This is a genomic window from Turicibacter sp. TJ11, assembly GCF_021497505.1.
Taxonomy (GTDB): domain Bacteria; phylum Bacillota_I; class Bacilli_A; order MOL361; family Turicibacteraceae; genus Turicibacter.
In genome coordinates, this window is record NZ_CP069349.1 from 2415635 (window position 1) to 2433131 (window position 17497).

Below are 17497 nucleotides of genomic sequence, written 5' to 3' on the forward strand. Positions count from 1 at the left end.
TAGCGGACTTTTTTATTATATTTGGCTTATGGGAGTTGTTATCATTAAAGCGTTAATTAGACTTGATTATTAAACTATTGACGTATCATTGATTAATACTTAACTTGCCAGTTGTGAATTTTATCTGATCATTTGGATAATGTTTCTTGAAGTGTACAATATAAAGGAAGAATGATTGATTTTGTTAATAAAAAATTAACCGACCCTAGCGTTATCTTTAAATAGTTCATTAAAAATATAGAGTATCCCTTAGTGTAATAGAAGGAGGACAATTATGACAGAACGTCGTTTATTTACATCAGAATCTGTAACAGAGGGGCATCCAGATAAAATTGCAGATCAAATTTCTGATTCAATTTTAGATGCTATTTTAGCTAAAGATCCTATGGCTCGTGTAGCTTGTGAAACATCTGTTACGACAGGATTAGTTTTAGTATTTGGGGAGATTACTACTTCTTCATATGTTGATATTCAAAAAGTTGTTCGTGAAACGATTCGTGAAATTGGTTATGATCGTGCGAAGTATGGATTTGACGCGGATACTTGCGCAGTATTAACAGCAATCGATGAACAATCAGCTGATATTGCCATGGGAGTTGACCAAGCATTAGAGGCACGTACTGGAACAATGTCAGATGAAGAAATTGAAGCAATCGGAGCTGGTGATCAAGGATTAATGTTTGGGTTTGCTACTAATGAAACAAAAGAATATATGCCATTACCTATTTCATTAGCACACCAATTATCACGTCGTTTAACAGAAGTTCGTAAAAACGGAACATTAAGTTATTTACGTCCAGATGGTAAAACACAAGTGACAGTAGAATATGATGAAGCAGGAAAACCAGTTTCTATTGATACTGTCCTTATTTCGACTCAACATTCACCAGAAGTTAGTCACGAAGAAATTGAAGCTGACATTAAAAAGCATGTGTTTGACGTTGTTTTACCACAAGAGCTTATCACAGAAAATACACGTTATTTAGTAAATCCAACAGGTCGTTTTGTGATTGGTGGACCACATGGAGATGCAGGATTAACAGGACGTAAGATTATTGTTGATACATATGGAGGATACGCCCGACATGGTGGTGGAGCTTTCTCTGGAAAAGATGCAACTAAGGTCGATCGTTCAGCGGCTTATGCCGCACGATATGTGGCTAAAAATTTAGTTGCAGCGGGATATGCTGATAAAATTGAAATTCAATTATCTTATGCTATTGGAGTAGCGCAACCAACTTCGATTATGGTTGATACATTTGGAACTGGAAAAGTATCGGATACTAAAATTGTAGAAGTGATTCGTCAAAACTTTGATTTACGTCCAGCAGGAATTATTCAAATGTTAGATTTACGTCGCCCAATTTATAAACAAACTGCTGCGTATGGACATTTTGGACGTACAGATGTAGACTTACCATGGGAACGTTTAGATAAAGTTGAAGTGTTAAAAGCTCAACTTTAATATAAAAAACCTGATTCATTTAGTGAATCAGGTTTTTTATATAACTGAGAATGATATATTTTTAGTTCGTTCTTTCGCTAGTGATCAAGGAATAGGTGCTTCGTTACTAATCGCAGGTAACTTATCAACATTTATGTTCGTATGAAACCAAGGGATTAATTAAGATTTATCCACAGTAACTAAAGATATTTTTGTTTTCCATTACTATGAAAAAAGATATTCGGTGATAAACAACATTTTTTTTAGATTAGATGATATAATATAATGTAAAATGAAGTTTTAGTATTTGAAAGGAAGTGCCTCTGTGCGTAAGAAGGTATTGTTGATTATTAATCCAACTTCTGGACGTGGAATGATTAAGGATTATTTACTTCTCATCGTCAGTCAATTAAGTGCAGCCGATTACGAAGTCGTTGTTTATCCAACGAAAGCTAAGTATGACGCGGTTGAGAAGATGAAGGAAGCTAGAGGATATGATTTAGTTATTGCCAGTGGTGGAGATGGAACATTAAATGAAGTAATTACTGGGTTGATTGAAGCAAACGCAACAACACCAATTGGTTATATTCCAACAGGCACAACTAACGATTTTGCGATGACGCTCGGGATTCCTAAAAATATTCCCAAGGCTTTAGAGTTATGTATTCAAGGAAAACCAATGTCTATCGATATTGGTCAATTTGGGAATCGATATTTTACTTATGTTGCAGCTTTTGGAGCATTTACAGATGTGGCTTATGAAACACCACAACCAAGAAAAAATATGTTAGGTGGATTAGCTTATTTAATTGAAGGGTTACTAAAGTTACCAACCATTCAATCTTATAAATGTAAAATTACATATCGTGATGGATTTTTAGAAGGTGATTATATTTTTGGAATGATTTCTAATTCAGATTCAGTTGCTGGAATTAAAAATGCATTTGGAAATCACGCGGATTTAAGTGATGGATTATTTGAAGTGACATTAATTCGTGCACCAAAAAATTTAATTGATATCCATCGAATACTCAATGATTTCTTAAATACTCAGTACGATCCAGAATATGTTGTTACTTTCAAAACCGATCGTATGACTGTTGAAAGCGAACAAGATGTGAAGTGGACACTCGACGGTGAAGATGGTGGAATTATGAGGAGTGTCAAAATCAAAAGTCTTCAAAGAAGAGCGCAGATTTTATCTTTAAAGCCGTAATTTCTTAAACTAATCTATTTATTATTGATAAATTTTTACTAATCGCCTTACTAAAAACTAAAGAGTTTGAAAACTTAACTTATAGTTATGTAGCCATTAGATATAGACTTTAACATTTTAAAGAACTTAATAAAATTAATAGGAAGTCTTGATTTGGATGATTTTTGATAGATTAGATGATTACTGAAAATAGAACATATTCAAATAAATGTTATTAAAATGATCGGGAATTAACTGATCATTTTTTATTTTAATAGACGTGATTTCATTAATTAAAAATAAACTAGTACACTGATTCTAATTTAAGAGCGTTGCTAAATATTTTTTATCGTTAATTGATAACTAAACAAGTTTTATCTGAGTGCTAAGTTTGGGAATTCCTTTATTTGATATGTTATAATAAGAATGAATATTTTCTATGGAGGGACTAGAGTAAATGAAGAGAATAGGCTTATTAGTCATTGGACTAACGCTTCTTTTATTAGGAAATCAATCCTCAAGTTGTGCACAAAGTAATCGGCCGGTTGTTACAGTAGGATATTATGATTATGAGCCATATTTTCAGTTAGATAGTAAAGGGAATGTATCTGGAATTTATCATGATATTATTCAACTCATTGCCAAAGATTTAGGTTTTTCAGTAGACTATCAAATGATTAGTGTGAATGATGCTGTTGAGCGATTAAAAAATAATGAATTAGATTTAATTATAGGCTTACACTTTACTAAAGATCGACAAAATAACTTAATTTATAGTGATACGAGTATTGGTTCAGAAGAAGTAGCTATTTATACGACCTCTAAGTTAGGTTATGGTGACATAGAATCGTTAAATGGAGCAAAAATTGCTTTAATCAGAAATGAAGAAAACTCAAAATGGATTGAAAATTTTTTAACTCGAAAGGGAATTGAATTTGATTCAGTTGTTTATGTGAATACGTATAGTGAAGCCATTCAAACTCTATTATTAGGACAGGTTGATGCAACTATCGCAACAGTTTATAATCATATTTTTTCGCCTGATCAACAACTTTATCGTTATTCTTCAGGTAGTGTTTACATCGGAGGAAGTTCAAAAAATGTAGAATTAATGAATAAAATTAGCAATCAACTTAAAGAGTACGAGTACTTAAAAGTAAATCCAATTAATGAAATTTATAATGATTATTTACCAGACAGTAGTTCAACTAAAAATAATTTAACTATTATTTTATTTGGTACTTTTAGTTTGTCTTTATTTTATTGTTTATTGCACCCAACTTTAAAACGTAAGTATTTTAGGAATCTAATCCGTCGTCAAATGATTAATGGTCAGTACTTACCTTATTATCAACCAATTATTAATCCAATGACAGGAGCTATTGTAGGGGTTGAAGCGTTATTACGTTTTCGACATCATAAAAAAGGAGTACTAAGTCGAGGCCACTGAAAAAGTCCTCTATCTGAAAACATCTAACATTTCAATAGAAGTGTTGGATGTTTTTTTGATTTACGGTAAAATTGAACTAACGTCAAACTTTGTCGAGAGGTGCTTATGTTAGTTAAACAAAATGCTTTACCACTTAGCGCATACGCAGGATTATATGATATGGTGGTTCCAAAAGATAATTTATTAAGACGAATGAATGAAGTGGTTGATTTTTCATTTATTTACGATGAGTTAAAAGAAAAATATTGTGTGGATAATGGTCGAAATGCAATTGATCCCATTCGCTTATTTAAATATCTATTATTAAAAGTCATTTATGAACTATCTGATGTAGATGTGGTGGAGCGTTCGCGTTATGATCTGTCATTTAAGTATTTTTTAGGAATGGCACCAGAAGAAGATGTTATTCATCCCAGTTCATTAACGAAGTTTAGAAAGTTACGTTTAAAGGATGTTGAACTATTAGATTTATTAATGAAGAAATCGGTAGAGATTGCGATTGAACATGACTTAATTAAAAGTAAAGCTATTATTGTGGATTCCACCCACACTCAAAGTCGTTACCATCAAAAATCACCTAAGGATTACTTAGTTGAGTTATCTAAAAAGCTTCGTCGTCAGGTTTATGAAGTTGATGAAACAATGAAAGAATTAATGCCTGATAAAAATCCTGATAATAATTTAGAAGAAGAATTAAATGATGCTCAAAGTGTCGTTGAAGTCATTGAAAGAAATGAAATTGTCTCAAATATGCCTGCTGTTAAATCAACACTTAATTTATTAAAAGAAGTCATCGAGGATGATTTAGAACATATCCAATCCATGCACGATAAAGATGCACGCGTGGGACATAAGACAGCGGATAGTCATTATTTTGGATATAAAACACATCTTGCCATGACAAAGGAACGAATCATGGTGGGGGCTATTGTGACAACAGGGGAGAAACATGATGGAAAACAACTACAAGAATTAGTAGAAAAATCAAGAACTGCAGGAATGAAAGTTGAAACAATTATCGGTGATGCAGCCTATTCGGAAAAAGATAATTTAAAGTTTACATCGAAAGAAAAGATACAGTTAGTTTCACGTTTAAGTAAAACAGTCACACATGGCAATCGAAAAAATGCAGAAAAGTTTGAGTTCAACAAAGATGCACAGATGTATGTTTGTTCTGCAGGCCACATGAGCATTAAAAAGACAAGTACACGACCTAAAAAACATGAAGAAGAGGGTGAAGGAACTGTTGAGTCTTATGGGTTTGATGTAGAGAAGTGTCAGGTGTGTCCATTAAGAGATGGGTGTTACAAAGAGGGTGCGAAAACAAAGTCATATTCGGTTTCCATCAAATCCAACACACATCAAGCACAAGCTGAGTTTCAAGAGACGGACGCTTTTAAAGAAGAAGCAAAGTATCGCTATATGATTGAAGCGAAAAATAGTGAGTTAAAGTGTAGACATGGTTACGATCGAGCGACGTCATCAGGTCTTTTTGGTATGCAGCTGCAAGCAGCCACAACATTATTTGGAGTTAATTTAAAAAGAATTCTAAAATTAATCCATGAAAAAGCGTAAGGATTTCGCTCTTAAGTCATAACACATAAAAAAAGTTAGAAAATATAGGAATTTAAATCCTGATTTTCTAACTTTTTTATTTGGGATTACCTGAGTACTAAAAATCAGAATAGATTTTCAGTGGCCTCTACTAAGTCCATACTTTTTTATGAATCAGCTTGAAACATATGATATGCTTCAAGAGGTTACCCTGTCTTTGTTTTGTCAAGTTTTGAAAGATTATAGGAAGATTTAGGATTTTAGTTTTGCACAGTCTAATCCTATTTATATTTCACTAAACATTTCTTCAAAAGAGGTTGAAGATGAAAAAGTAGTGGAGACATTAATTAAACAATTGAAAGCATCAAATCTTCCGAGGGAATCTATCTGTTTAGAAATAATCGAGCGCTTTGGAATTAGTGATATTAATAAAATGAAAGCTGGTATTTCTCGCTTGAAAAAAAGTGGATTTAAGGTGGCAATTGATGATTTTGGGGTGGATTACTCTAACTTAAAAGTTCTTGAAGTTTTAGATTTTGACTTGTTGAAGCTGGATAAGTATTTTGTGGACGAAATGAAAAATTCAAGTATCGTTAGTCAGATGATTGACTTTCTTGCTCAATTAACGGCTAATCTTGAAAAGGTTATGATTATAGAAGGTGTCGAGAGACAGGAGCAAAAAGAAGCGATAAAAAATTATGACTATTCACATCTTTATATTCAAGGTTATTACTACTCCAAACCTTTACCGATTGAGGAATTAGAAAATTTTATAGTTAAAGAATAAAAAAATAAAAATTAACCTATACTATCATTAATTGGTCGGTGTTTGAGGTGATGAATGTGGTTGTTATTTTATTTTTACTAATATCTATATCTATTTTATTTTTATTTTTTATTAATCAGCTACGTATCACGCAAATTTCTCCAACACACTTATATTCATGGTTAAAGTGGTATGCGCTTTGCTTAGTTCTTTATTATGTCTTATCCTCAAATCAATACTACTTTGAACGTGCAAGTTCATTTATGCTTGATGCGGTTAATTTAAGTATTCTAATCATCATCTCTTTTGGAATGATGATCTACGTTCATCAGTATTGTATTGAAAGAGAGCGAGAAAATAAATTGAAAGAACTAGCTATTGCTTACGCTTTATTAAAAAAAGAAGAGCAAGATCGGCAAGATGAATTGTTGGAAAAAGAGTAAAAGATAGTTTAAAACTATCTTTTTTTAATTGTATAATAAATTAAATAGTAGATTTGGAGGGTTTTATATGAAACATATTACACTTGACGAACAGTTAAAAGAAAAAGTTCCCGGTTATTGTTTAGCGGTCATGTCTTTTGAAATGATTGTAAAACCGACATCGGATTCTTTGAAAGAAGAAATGGCTCTATTAGAACAGCGAGTGATGAAGCAATTAACACTAGAAACTCTATTGAAAGAACCTCGTATTGCAGCAGCTCGTGCAGGATATAAATCATTAGGAAAGGATCCTTCACGTTATCGTTTATCAACAGAGGCGTTACTTCGACGACTAATCAAAGGAAATGGACTTTATTATGTTAATAATGCAGTCGATATTGGAAATATTTTATCAGCACAAACACAACGTAGTGTTGCAGTACTTGATGAAGATAAAATCGAGGGAGATATTTTAATTCGTATTGGTAAAGATGAGCTGTACGAAGGAATCGGTCGAGGTAATATTAATATTGAAAATATACCTGTTTATTGTGATGAAGTAGGTCCATTTGGGACACCTACATCAGATACCCCTCGTACAAGAATTACGGAAACGACAAAAAATATTTTAGTCTTTATTACTTCTTTTAACGGAGTAGATGGATTATTACAGGATGTGAAATTAGCTAAAGACTTATTTACACGATTTGGACAAATGACGAATTTTTCATTGGAAATAGTGGAATAATGTTACTATGTATTCTATAGTTATGATATAATCTAAAAATAGATTTTTATTAATATAAAAAGGCGCAGTCATTGCAATAGTTTTGGATTTTAGCGAGGTGTTTTTTATGGAAATAGTCAATGAAAATTCAAACTTCATTAAGACGATTATGAAAGAAGATTTAGAAAGTGGAAAGCATAAAGAAATTATTACACGTTTCCCACCAGAACCGAATGGTTACCTACATATTGGTCATGCGAAAGCCATTTTAACAAACTACTTATTAGCTAAAGAGTTTGGTGGAAAAATGAATCTTCGCTTTGACGATACGAATCCAGTAAAAGAAGATGAAGAGTTCGTACAAGGAATTATTGAAGATATTAAATGGTTAGGTGTTGAGTATAATCAATTATTATTTGCCTCTGATACATTTGAAAAAATGTATGAACATGCAATTCACTTAATTAAAAAAGGTAAAGCTTATGTTGATGATCAAACACCTGAACAAATGCGCGAAAACCGTGGAACTTTAACACAACCGGGAGTTGAATCACCGTATCGTAATCGCTCAGTAGAGGAAAACTTAGAATTATTTGAAAATATGCGAAAAGGTGTTTATAAAGACGGAGAAAAAGTATTACGCGCTAAAATTGATATGGCTTCTCCTAATATGAACTTACGTGACCCTGCATTATATCGTATTTTACATACGACTCATCATAATACAGGTGATAAATGGTGTATCTATCCAATGTATGACTACGCACATCCACTAGAAGATGCATTCGAAGGAATCACTCACTCATTATGTTCGTTAGAATATGAAGATCATCGTCCGTTATATGATTGGGTGATTGAAAACTGTGAAACAGAAGCAAAACCTCGTCAAATTGAGTTTGCTCGTTTAAATATGAAAAACACAATCATGTCAAAACGTTACTTAAAACAATTAGTTGATGAAGGTGTTGTTGATGGATGGGATGATCCACGTATGCCAACAGTGGCAGGTTTACGTCGTCGTGGATATACACCACAAGCTATTACAAACTTTATTCAAGAGGTAGGATTATCAAAAGCTGTGAGTACAGTGGATCCACAAATGTTAGAGCATTTCATTCGTGAGGATTTAAAACTAAAAGCCCCACGTACAATGGCTGTTTTACGTCCGTTAAAAGTAGTCATTACAAACTATCCTGAAGGACAAGTTGAATATTTAGACGCTGAAATCAACCCAGAAGTACCAGAAATGGGAACTCGTCAAATTCCATTCTCTCGTGAAATTTACATTGAACAAGAAGATTTCATGGAAAATCCAGTTCCAAAATACTTCCGTTTATTCCCTGGAAACGAAGTCCGTTTAAAACATGCATACTTTATTAAGTGTACAGATGTTATTAAAGATGAAGAAGGAAACATTGTTGAAATTCATGCAACTTATGATCCAGAAACGAAATCAGGTTCAGGATTTACAGGACGTAAAGTTAAGGGAACCATTCATTGGGTAGATGCAACGCATAATATTCCAGCTGATTTCCATTTATATGAACCATTATTAGTTGAAAATGAAGAAACTGAAGGATTACCATTCTTAGAACGTATCAACAAAAACTCTGAAGATGTTGCACAAGGATTTGTTGAGGAAAACATGAAAGATGTTCAAGCCCATGATAAATTCCAATTCTTCCGTCATGGATACTTTAATGTGGATCCAAAACGTACAAACGAAGGAAAATTATCATTTAACCGCATCGTATCATTAAAATCAAGCTTCCGTATCTAATTTAATATTGTTATTAGAATAGAGATAATAACTAGACAAAACATGATTTGATTTTTGAATAGATTAAAAACTCGTAGATTGATATTTTTTAGTTAATCTACGAGTTTTTTTATTTAAAACTGAATATCAAGGGTGTCTGATAAACAAGATATAATAGGTAAAAATTGTATAATATTTATTATTTTTTGTTAAAATAATAAATATGTCTATTTTCAAAAGATATTCTCAAAAAATGGCTAATAACAAACGGTTGTTTGTTTAATTTGAGCTATAAAATTGCTATAATAAAGCGGGGCCCCCAGGTGAGAGAAACGAACGATCTTCAACAACTGGGGAATGGGCCCCCAGGTGAGAGAAACGAACAATCCACAATAACTGGGGAATGGGGCCCCCAGGTGAGAGAAACGAACGATCTTCAACAACTGGGGAATGGGCCCCCAGGTGAGAGAAGCGAACAATCCACAATAACTGGGGAATGACCTTTAGATGAGTGAAATGTTTTCAGTTTGGGGATATCCTTAATCGTTTGAATAATCATCATTCAACTTTAAAGAGTGTTAGTTTTTAAGATGAAAGATAGCTCCTTTTTATGTTAAGCACTCATAGAGTTATTTTAATCAATTAAAATAGTCTATAAATTGTACCTAGAGAGGGTAAAATAAATTTTAGGCCTTAAAAGTTCGTTTTAAAAGTAAAAAACTATGATCTTCTATGATTAAAGTCAGATTTTTTATCGCTGAAAACCAATCACAACGCTAGTGATAGTTAAAAGCGTAAATTGAGATATACAAATTTTTAAGAGGTGAGATAATGAGTCATTTATTAGATAAAATGAATCCGCAACAAAAGGAGGCTATTTTAACGACAGAAGGTCCTTTATTAGTAATGGCTGGTGCCGGTTCAGGAAAAACCCGAGTATTAACGCATCGTATTGCCTATTTAATGTCGGAAAAACAAGTATCCCCATATAATATTCTTGCGATTACTTTTACGAATAAGGCAGCGCGCGAAATGAAAGAGCGTGTTGAAAAATTAATTGGTGAACGTGGAAAAGACGTTTGGATTTCAACCTTTCATTCCATGTGTGTTCGTATTTTAAGACGCGATATTGATTTAATTGGTTATGATTTAAATTTTGGAATTTTAGATGATGCAGATCAGTTAAGTGTCATTAAAACAGTGATGGAAGATTTGAATTTAGACCCAAAACGTCAATCTCCAAAATATTTTTTATCCCAAATTAGTAATGCCAAAAATGAATTAAAAGCGCCAAGTGATTTAAGTAAAGAGTTTGAAAATGAAGATGTCATTCGTGTTTATGAAAAATATCAACAGACGTTATTTAAAAATAATCGTTTAGATTTTGATGATTTATTAATGTTAACTGTTCACTTGTTTGAAAAGCATCCAGACGTTTTATCTTTTTATCAGAATAAGTTTCAATATATTCACATTGATGAGTATCAAGATACTAACCATGCTCAATATAAGATTGTGAAGCTATTAGCGGAGAAATTCCGAAATATCTGTGTGGTGGGTGACTCAGATCAATCTATTTATAGTTGGCGTGGAGCAAATATCGGAAATATTTTATCTTTTGAGAGCGACTATAAAGATGCAGCTGTTGTTTTACTTGAACAAAACTACCGCTCAAAACAGATGATTTTAAATGCGGCTAATGATGTGATTAGAAATAACAGTGGGCGTCGTGATAAACAACTTTGGTCTGATCGTGGTGAAGGTGAGTCGATAGAATACCATCGTGCATCTGATGGGGATATTGAAGCAACTTACATTGCAGATAAGATTGCTTATATGAGACGTGATACGTACGATTATCATGATTTTGCTGTTTTATATCGTACGAACTCTCAATCACGTGCCATTGAACAAGCTTTACTTCGTCAAAATATTCCTTATCGATTAGTTGGAGGACAAAGTTATTTTAAACGTAAAGAGATTAAAGACTTGATGGCTTACTTACGTTTAATTTGTAATCCGGATGATGATTTATCATTTGTTCGTGTCGTGAATGAACCGAAACGAGGAATCGGAGCTGCATCAATTGATAAATTAAATCAATTTGCTAAAGATTCAGAATTATCGTTGATGGCATCTATTCAAGATGCAACGGGTGTAGTTGCAAAAGCGACATTAAATAAATTAATGGATTTTAAGACGATGATTTATATGCTTCGTGCCCAAATTGAAGATTATTCATTGGCTAGTTTTATTGATTTAGTTTTAAATCAGACTGGATATCTTGAAATGTTAGAAAACGAAAATACCATTGAAGCTGACAGTCGTATTGATAACTTAGGAGAATTTAAATCAATGGCTACACAATTTGAAGAGGTTGATTTAGATGAAATTTTAGCAGAAGAAGAAAGTGAAGAACGTGCAGAAGAACTATCTACAATGACAAAGTTGATTATTTTGTTAAATGATTTGATGCTACAAACAGATACTGAAACTGAAGAAGAAGCTAATGAATCTAAAGTAACCTTAATGACGATTCATGCAGCTAAAGGATTAGAGTTCCCAGTTGTGTTTATTTGTGGATTTGAAGATGGAATTTTCCCATTACGTTCAGCCATTGAACAAGGAGCCGACGAGTTAGAAGAAGAACGTCGTTTAGCTTATGTGGCGATTACTCGTGCAGAAGATCTTTTATTCATTACAAATGCACAAAGTCGTTATCAATATGGAATGCGATCAGCTAATGCCGAATCGATGTTTATCAAAGAGATTTCCGATAAATATTTAAATAAAACAGGAATTGAAGCTCGTCCTCGCCCTTCGTTTACACTTCAAGAAGCAGTAGAGTCAAAGGCACCAAAGCGTCAATTAAAGACCGTTAATCTAAATTCTGATTCTTCATGGGCAAGTGGTGATAAAGTTGAACATGATACATTTGGTGAAGGTGTTGTTGTCGGAGTTAAGGGTGAGGTTATTTCGATTGCCTTTAGTGCACCTCATGGAATTAAAAAATTAATGGGATCACATCCGGCATTAAAAAAACGCTCATAACAAATGATAAAGGAGAATGATTGATGTCAAGAGAACGTGTTGAAGAGTTAACGAAACTATTAAATCAATATAATAAAGAATATTACGTTTTAGATAAACCGAGTGTCAGTGACAAAGAATATGATCGATTAATGCAAGAATTAATAGAACTAGAATCTCAGTTTCCAGAATTAAAATCTGTGACATCTCCAACAGTTCGTATAGGAGGAGCCGTTTTAGAAGGATTTAATAAAGTCGAGCATGAGAAGCCTATGTTATCATTGGCGAATGCATTTAATGAAAGTGATTTGCGTGATTTTGATAGTCGTGTTCGTAAAGTATCACCGCAGGTCACGTATGTTTGTGAGTTAAAGATTGATGGATTAGCAGTGACTTTGCATTACCGTGATGGACATTTTGTTCAAGGCGCTACACGTGGAGATGGTGTCGTAGGAGAGGATATCTCTGAAAACTTAAAAACGATTCAGACAATCCCGCTTCAAATTCCTTACACAAATCCACTTGAAGTTCGTGGAGAAGTTTATATGTCTAAAGCAACGCTTGAGAAATTAAATAAGCAACGAGCAGAAAAAGGAGAGGAATTATTCGCCAACCCTAGAAATGCAGCCGCAGGTTCTTTACGCCAGTTGGATTCAAAAATTGCAGCTAAACGTGAATTAGCGATGTTTTGTTACTCCGTTCCAAGTGCTTTTGAATTAAATTGCTCAACTCATGAACAAAGTTTGCAAAAGATTGAGGAGTTAGGATTTAATGTCAATTCAAATCGTGAAGTTTGTCAATCGATTGATGAGGTTTTAGCTTATATTGAAAAATGGTCAACTGCTCGATTTGATTTACCGTATGAAATTGATGGAATTGTGATTAAAGTCAATCAATTAGAAGAGCAAGAGAAGTTAGGATCAACCGTAAAAAGTCCTCGTTGGGCCATCGCTTATAAATTCCCTGCTGAAGAAGTGGAAACTATTTTAAAAGATATTATTTTTACCGTCGGACGTACTGGAATGGTGACACCTAATGCGGTGTTAGAACCAGTTCGTGTAGCGGGAACACGTGTTAGCCGTGCAACACTACATAATGAAGATTACGTCAAAGAACGCGACATTCGAATTTTTGATCGCGTCGTTATTCGTAAAGCAGGAGAAATTATTCCTGAGGTTGTCAAGCCAGTTGTGGATAGCCGTAATGGAGAGGAAGTTCCATTTCAAATGATTGAAGAATGTCCACGTTGTGGAAGTCATTTAGTACGTGAGGTTGGAGAAGCTGATCATTATTGCTTAAATATTGATTGTCCAGCCCGCATTGTTGAAAGTTTATGTCACTTTGTTTCACGTGATGCTATGAATATTGAAGGACTAGGTGTCAAAGTAGTTGAACAACTATATGTGAATCAGTTAATTTCAAATGTAGCAGATATTTATAAACTTAAAAAAGAACAGTTATTACCACTTGAGCGTATGGGTGAAAAGAAAGTTTCAAATTTATTAACAGCTATCGAAAGTAGTAAACAAAATAGCTTAGAGAAGTTATTATTTGGTTTAGGTATTCGTCATGTGGGAAGTAAAACAGCTAAAGTGTTAGCTGCACATTTTGAAACGATTGAGGCATTAATGAATGCAACGTTTGAAGATTTTAAAGTCATTTCTGAAATTGGTGACGTGATTGCGAACAGTATTCTTCATTACTTCTCACAAGAAGCCAATCTTCATTTAATTCAAGAGTTAAAAGAATTGCAGCTTAATATGACGTATACAGGTATTAAATCATCTTCAACCGAAATGAATGAGTTTTTTGGAAAAACAGTTGTTTTAACAGGAACATTAACCACATTATCTCGTAAAGAAGCAGGGGAGCAGTTAGAAGCTTTAGGTGCTAAAGTTTCAGGAAGTGTGAGTGCTAAGACTGATTATTTAGTTGCTGGAGAAAAAAGTGGATCAAAACTAAAAAAAGCACAGGAACTAGGAATTACGATTCTTGATGAAGAGACAATGTTAAAAATGATGGGAAGATAGGAGGAGTTTAATGAAACGTTTCTACGTGTTATTCGTGAGTTTATTATGTAGTATTAGTGTTTTAGTGGGATGTACTAAGCCCCCGACACCGTCTGTTCAAGAGGGAACAACTGATGAAGAAACTTTAACGACAAAGTGGTTATCAAATGAGACGACAACGGATTACTATCGAACGATACTTCCGTATAAATCTAGTCCTACGCGTGGATTAATTTATTCCTCTAAGTATTCAAAGGTAAGTAATCGTTACGATATTGATTATTTTGAATTAGCGCTCATGCGTGAATCACAATCGTATTTTGATCCAGAGAATTTTTATTTTCAAGAAGGCCAATATTTAACGAAAGAAACCGTTAAACAAATGCTTTCAAAAAAGAAAACACAGACCGAATTAGAGGCGGAATTAGAAAATGATTCTGAGTATGTAGATTTAGGGTTAAATCCATCTTCAAATGAAGTGATTAACATTAATGGGATTGAAGTAACGAGTCCAGTTTATTTGGCGTATCTACTCGAACAGGATTACCTCATTCAAGAAGGAGATGAAGCTCTTTTAAACGGTGTAACGATTGGGTTAGCATTAAATCCGTATCAATCATGGCAAAATGAACTCGGTTATACTCAAGTTGTTGCATTAGATGAAGAGACCCTAATTTCAAAAGGAAAAGAGATTGCTCAAGAAGTGATTCAAATTTTACGTAATCAAGAAGAGTTTAAATCTATTCCTATTATGATTGGATTATACATTGTTGAAGAAGAAAGTGCGGTCACACCGGGACATATGGTAGCTAAAACATTAGTTGCAGCAGAGAGTGAACAAATTAAAGACTGGAAAGCCGTTAATGAACATTATTACTTACTTCCAAATGAGAATACCTTCGCTATTGATGCAAATATCTCTAATCAGTACAGTGAATTCAAAGAAATTATAAAGGAGTATTATCCACATTATTATGGAATTATAGGTGTGGCACATTTTATAGATAATAAATTAGAAAACTTAGAAATCACTGTGAATATTGACTTCTACGGTTTGGCTGAGAAGATCTCCTTTCATCAATTGCTAAGTCAACTTATTAAAGAAACCTTTTCACCCCAATATAATATCAATGTTGTCGTTCGCTCAAGTGATGAAATTTACGGGGTATTGTTACGCCCAGCTAACAGTGATGAGGTTGAATTAAAAATAATAAGTTGGAAATAGCAAGTATGTGAGAAAGAGGATGAAATGAAGAAATTATTTTGGCGTTTAACGATGATGTTTTGGGGAGTATTTAGTGTGGTTCTAGTATCCTTTCTAATTACTTTTTATTTGAATTATGAAAAAAGTTATATGCAGAAGCTATTAGAATTTGATAATCAAGTTAAAGATGTCGTCAGTATGATTGATAAAAATTTTAAGGAGTATACTCGAATAGTCAAACTAGAAGAGTTTAGGTCCATTTGTATCTTGGAAGAAAATTTAGAGATTTTTAAAATGATGGATTCGGAAGAAGTTAATACTTTACTAAATCAACAATTATTAGTTAGCGATGAAAGTATGACTGAAGAGGAAAAATTGTTTTACTTAGCTTATTCAAAAACAGTTAATTTAGTAAATGAATTGCTACCTAACATAAAAGAACTGTATGAAAATGAATATGAGATTCTTGAGTTTATATTTATTCCATTTTATGATGAATCGATGAATCAAACAGTTTTTGCTGAAAAATTCAATCAATCTCAGCTGATTGAATTACAAGATGGATTATTCATGTTTAATGAACCTATTCAACAAAAAGATAATATTTGGGCAGCTTATCAAGTAGTGGAATGGGAAGATGAAATACTAGGGTACTTCCAACTTGTGTTTAAAACAATTAATACTGAAGAAATTTTTCCATACTCTCATCTTAATAAAGGTCTTTACTATGTGGATAATCAATTATATACAGATAATGATCTTCCATCTGATTTAAAAGAAAAGCTGCTACCAGCTAGCTTTGAAGAGGCATCTTCTATCTTAAAAGATGAAGGGTATTATTTAAGTCAACATACATCCGAAGTGATGAACTTAAAAGTCATTCACTATCAGTTAAAAAATCAGTTACGAGCGTCCGTCATTGCTCAGACGATCAGTTTATTTGAATTAAGTGTTATTCTTTTAATTCTTTTATTTTTACTAGTCTCTTACATTTTATTTATGTCCATTGTCAAACCATGTTACTTATTAGTTGATTACGTCAAGCGATGTAGTGAAGGAAATTATAAAATACCTTCAAATATTTGTAAAAGTTGGCGATCTTCTTTTTTAATGGTTAGAAATGCTTATTTAGAAAATGAACGATTATTAAATGTAAAAGATAGTCAAAGTCAAGAATTAGAGTATGCTTGGAAACGTACGCTTGTAGCGAGTCAAGCAAAGACTCATTTCTTAGCTAAAGTTTCTCACGAATTAAAGACACCTTTAAATGCGATCAAAGGCTATGTGCAAGTTTTAAAACTAAGCATTGATCAGCCAAAACAAAAAAACAACTAGAGATTATTGAACACTCGAGTGATTTATTATTAAAACACGTAAATGAATTACTTGATTTCTCAATGATTGAAGATGGAAAAGTTAAGTTAGCTATTCACAAACTCGATATTTTTCAAACGGCCCATGAAGTTGAAGAATTATTTATGATTGAGGCAGCGAATAAAGGAATAGAACTAACAGTCATAATTGATGAATCAATTCCTCATCAGTTATATGGAGATAATGACCGTATTAAACAAATTATTATAAATTTAGTGTCTAACGCTATTAAGTTTACCGATATTGGAGAAATTAAAGTTAGCTTTGATTTAGATTATGAAAATGAATTTGAGGTTTACTTGAGTATTAAAGTAGAAGATACGGGTAAAGGTATTGCACCCAATAAGCTAGAATTTATTTTTGAGGCTTTTGCACAAGAAAATAATACGATTTCAAGACGCTATGGAGGAACAGGACTAGGATTGAGTATTTCGAAGCGATTAGCAGATGTGATGGGTGGAAACTTGACAGTAGAAAGTACGCTCGAAGTAGGATCAACCTTCACACTCTTTTTACCTTTAGCTAAAACGTTAGTTGAGGAAGAGCAATGTTAGAAGAAAGCA

At 33.1% G+C, this 17497-nt stretch carries 13 protein-coding genes; all 13 read left to right on the plus strand.

The features are described from left to right. Positions 1-274 precede the first annotated feature (274 nt). The 13 genes from metK to JRC48_RS11670 all read left to right on the plus strand — a co-directional run bounded on the left by metK (position 275) and on the right by JRC48_RS11670 (position 17488). Positions 275-1465 carry a methionine adenosyltransferase gene (metK, locus tag JRC48_RS11610; protein WP_235069649.1) on the plus strand — a complete coding sequence of 397 codons (1191 nt, stop codon included), beginning with the start codon at positions 275-277 and terminating at the stop codon, positions 1463-1465. A 304-nt stretch (positions 1466-1769) separates the two neighbouring features. Then, complete coding sequence (locus JRC48_RS11615) at positions 1770-2660, plus strand: diacylglycerol kinase family protein (protein WP_235069650.1); 891 nt, start codon at positions 1770-1772, stop codon at positions 2658-2660. A 436-nt stretch (positions 2661-3096) separates the two neighbouring features. Further along, positions 3097-4089, plus strand: coding sequence for an ABC transporter substrate-binding protein (locus tag JRC48_RS11620; RefSeq protein ID WP_235069651.1), 993 nt, complete (start codon positions 3097-3099; stop codon positions 4087-4089). A gap of 105 nt (positions 4090-4194) precedes the next feature. Next, positions 4195-5664 carry an IS1182 family transposase gene (locus JRC48_RS11625; protein ID WP_235069652.1) on the plus strand — a complete coding sequence of 490 codons (1470 nt, stop codon included), beginning with the start codon at positions 4195-4197 and terminating at the stop codon, positions 5662-5664. 313 nt (positions 5665-5977) lie between these two features. Continuing rightward, positions 5978-6430 carry an EAL domain-containing protein gene (locus JRC48_RS11630; RefSeq protein WP_235069653.1) on the plus strand — a complete coding sequence of 151 codons (453 nt, stop codon included), beginning with the start codon at positions 5978-5980 and terminating at the stop codon, positions 6428-6430. Between the two features lie 50 nt (positions 6431-6480). Next, complete coding sequence (locus tag JRC48_RS11635) at positions 6481-6852, plus strand: hypothetical protein (RefSeq protein ID WP_235069654.1); 372 nt, start codon at positions 6481-6483, stop codon at positions 6850-6852. A gap of 67 nt (positions 6853-6919) precedes the next feature. Further along, complete coding sequence (locus JRC48_RS11640) at positions 6920-7579, plus strand: B3/4 domain-containing protein (protein ID WP_235069655.1); 660 nt, start codon at positions 6920-6922, stop codon at positions 7577-7579. Between the two features lie 106 nt (positions 7580-7685). After that, entirely contained in the window at positions 7686-9338 is a 1653-nt protein-coding gene (locus JRC48_RS11645; RefSeq protein WP_235069656.1) for a glutamine--tRNA ligase/YqeY domain fusion protein, read from the plus strand. 810 nt (positions 9339-10148) lie between these two features. Next, entirely contained in the window at positions 10149-12368 is a 2220-nt protein-coding gene (pcrA, locus tag JRC48_RS11650; protein WP_235069657.1) for a DNA helicase PcrA, read from the plus strand. A 23-nt stretch (positions 12369-12391) separates the two neighbouring features. Further along, positions 12392-14377, plus strand: a complete 1986-nt coding sequence (gene ligA / locus JRC48_RS11655; RefSeq protein ID WP_235069658.1) for an NAD-dependent DNA ligase LigA — start codon at positions 12392-12394, stop codon at positions 14375-14377. A gap of 10 nt (positions 14378-14387) precedes the next feature. Next, positions 14388-15581 (plus strand): CamS family sex pheromone protein, encoded by a 1194-nt coding sequence (locus JRC48_RS11660; protein WP_235069659.1) that lies wholly within the window; start codon positions 14388-14390, stop codon positions 15579-15581. A 24-nt stretch (positions 15582-15605) separates the two neighbouring features. After that, positions 15606-16895, plus strand: coding sequence for a HAMP domain-containing sensor histidine kinase (locus JRC48_RS11665; protein ID WP_235069660.1), 1290 nt, complete (start codon positions 15606-15608; stop codon positions 16893-16895). A gap of 62 nt (positions 16896-16957) precedes the next feature. Beyond that, entirely contained in the window at positions 16958-17488 is a 531-nt protein-coding gene (locus JRC48_RS11670) for an ATP-binding protein (protein ID WP_235069661.1), read from the plus strand. Positions 17489-17497 lie beyond the last annotated feature (9 nt).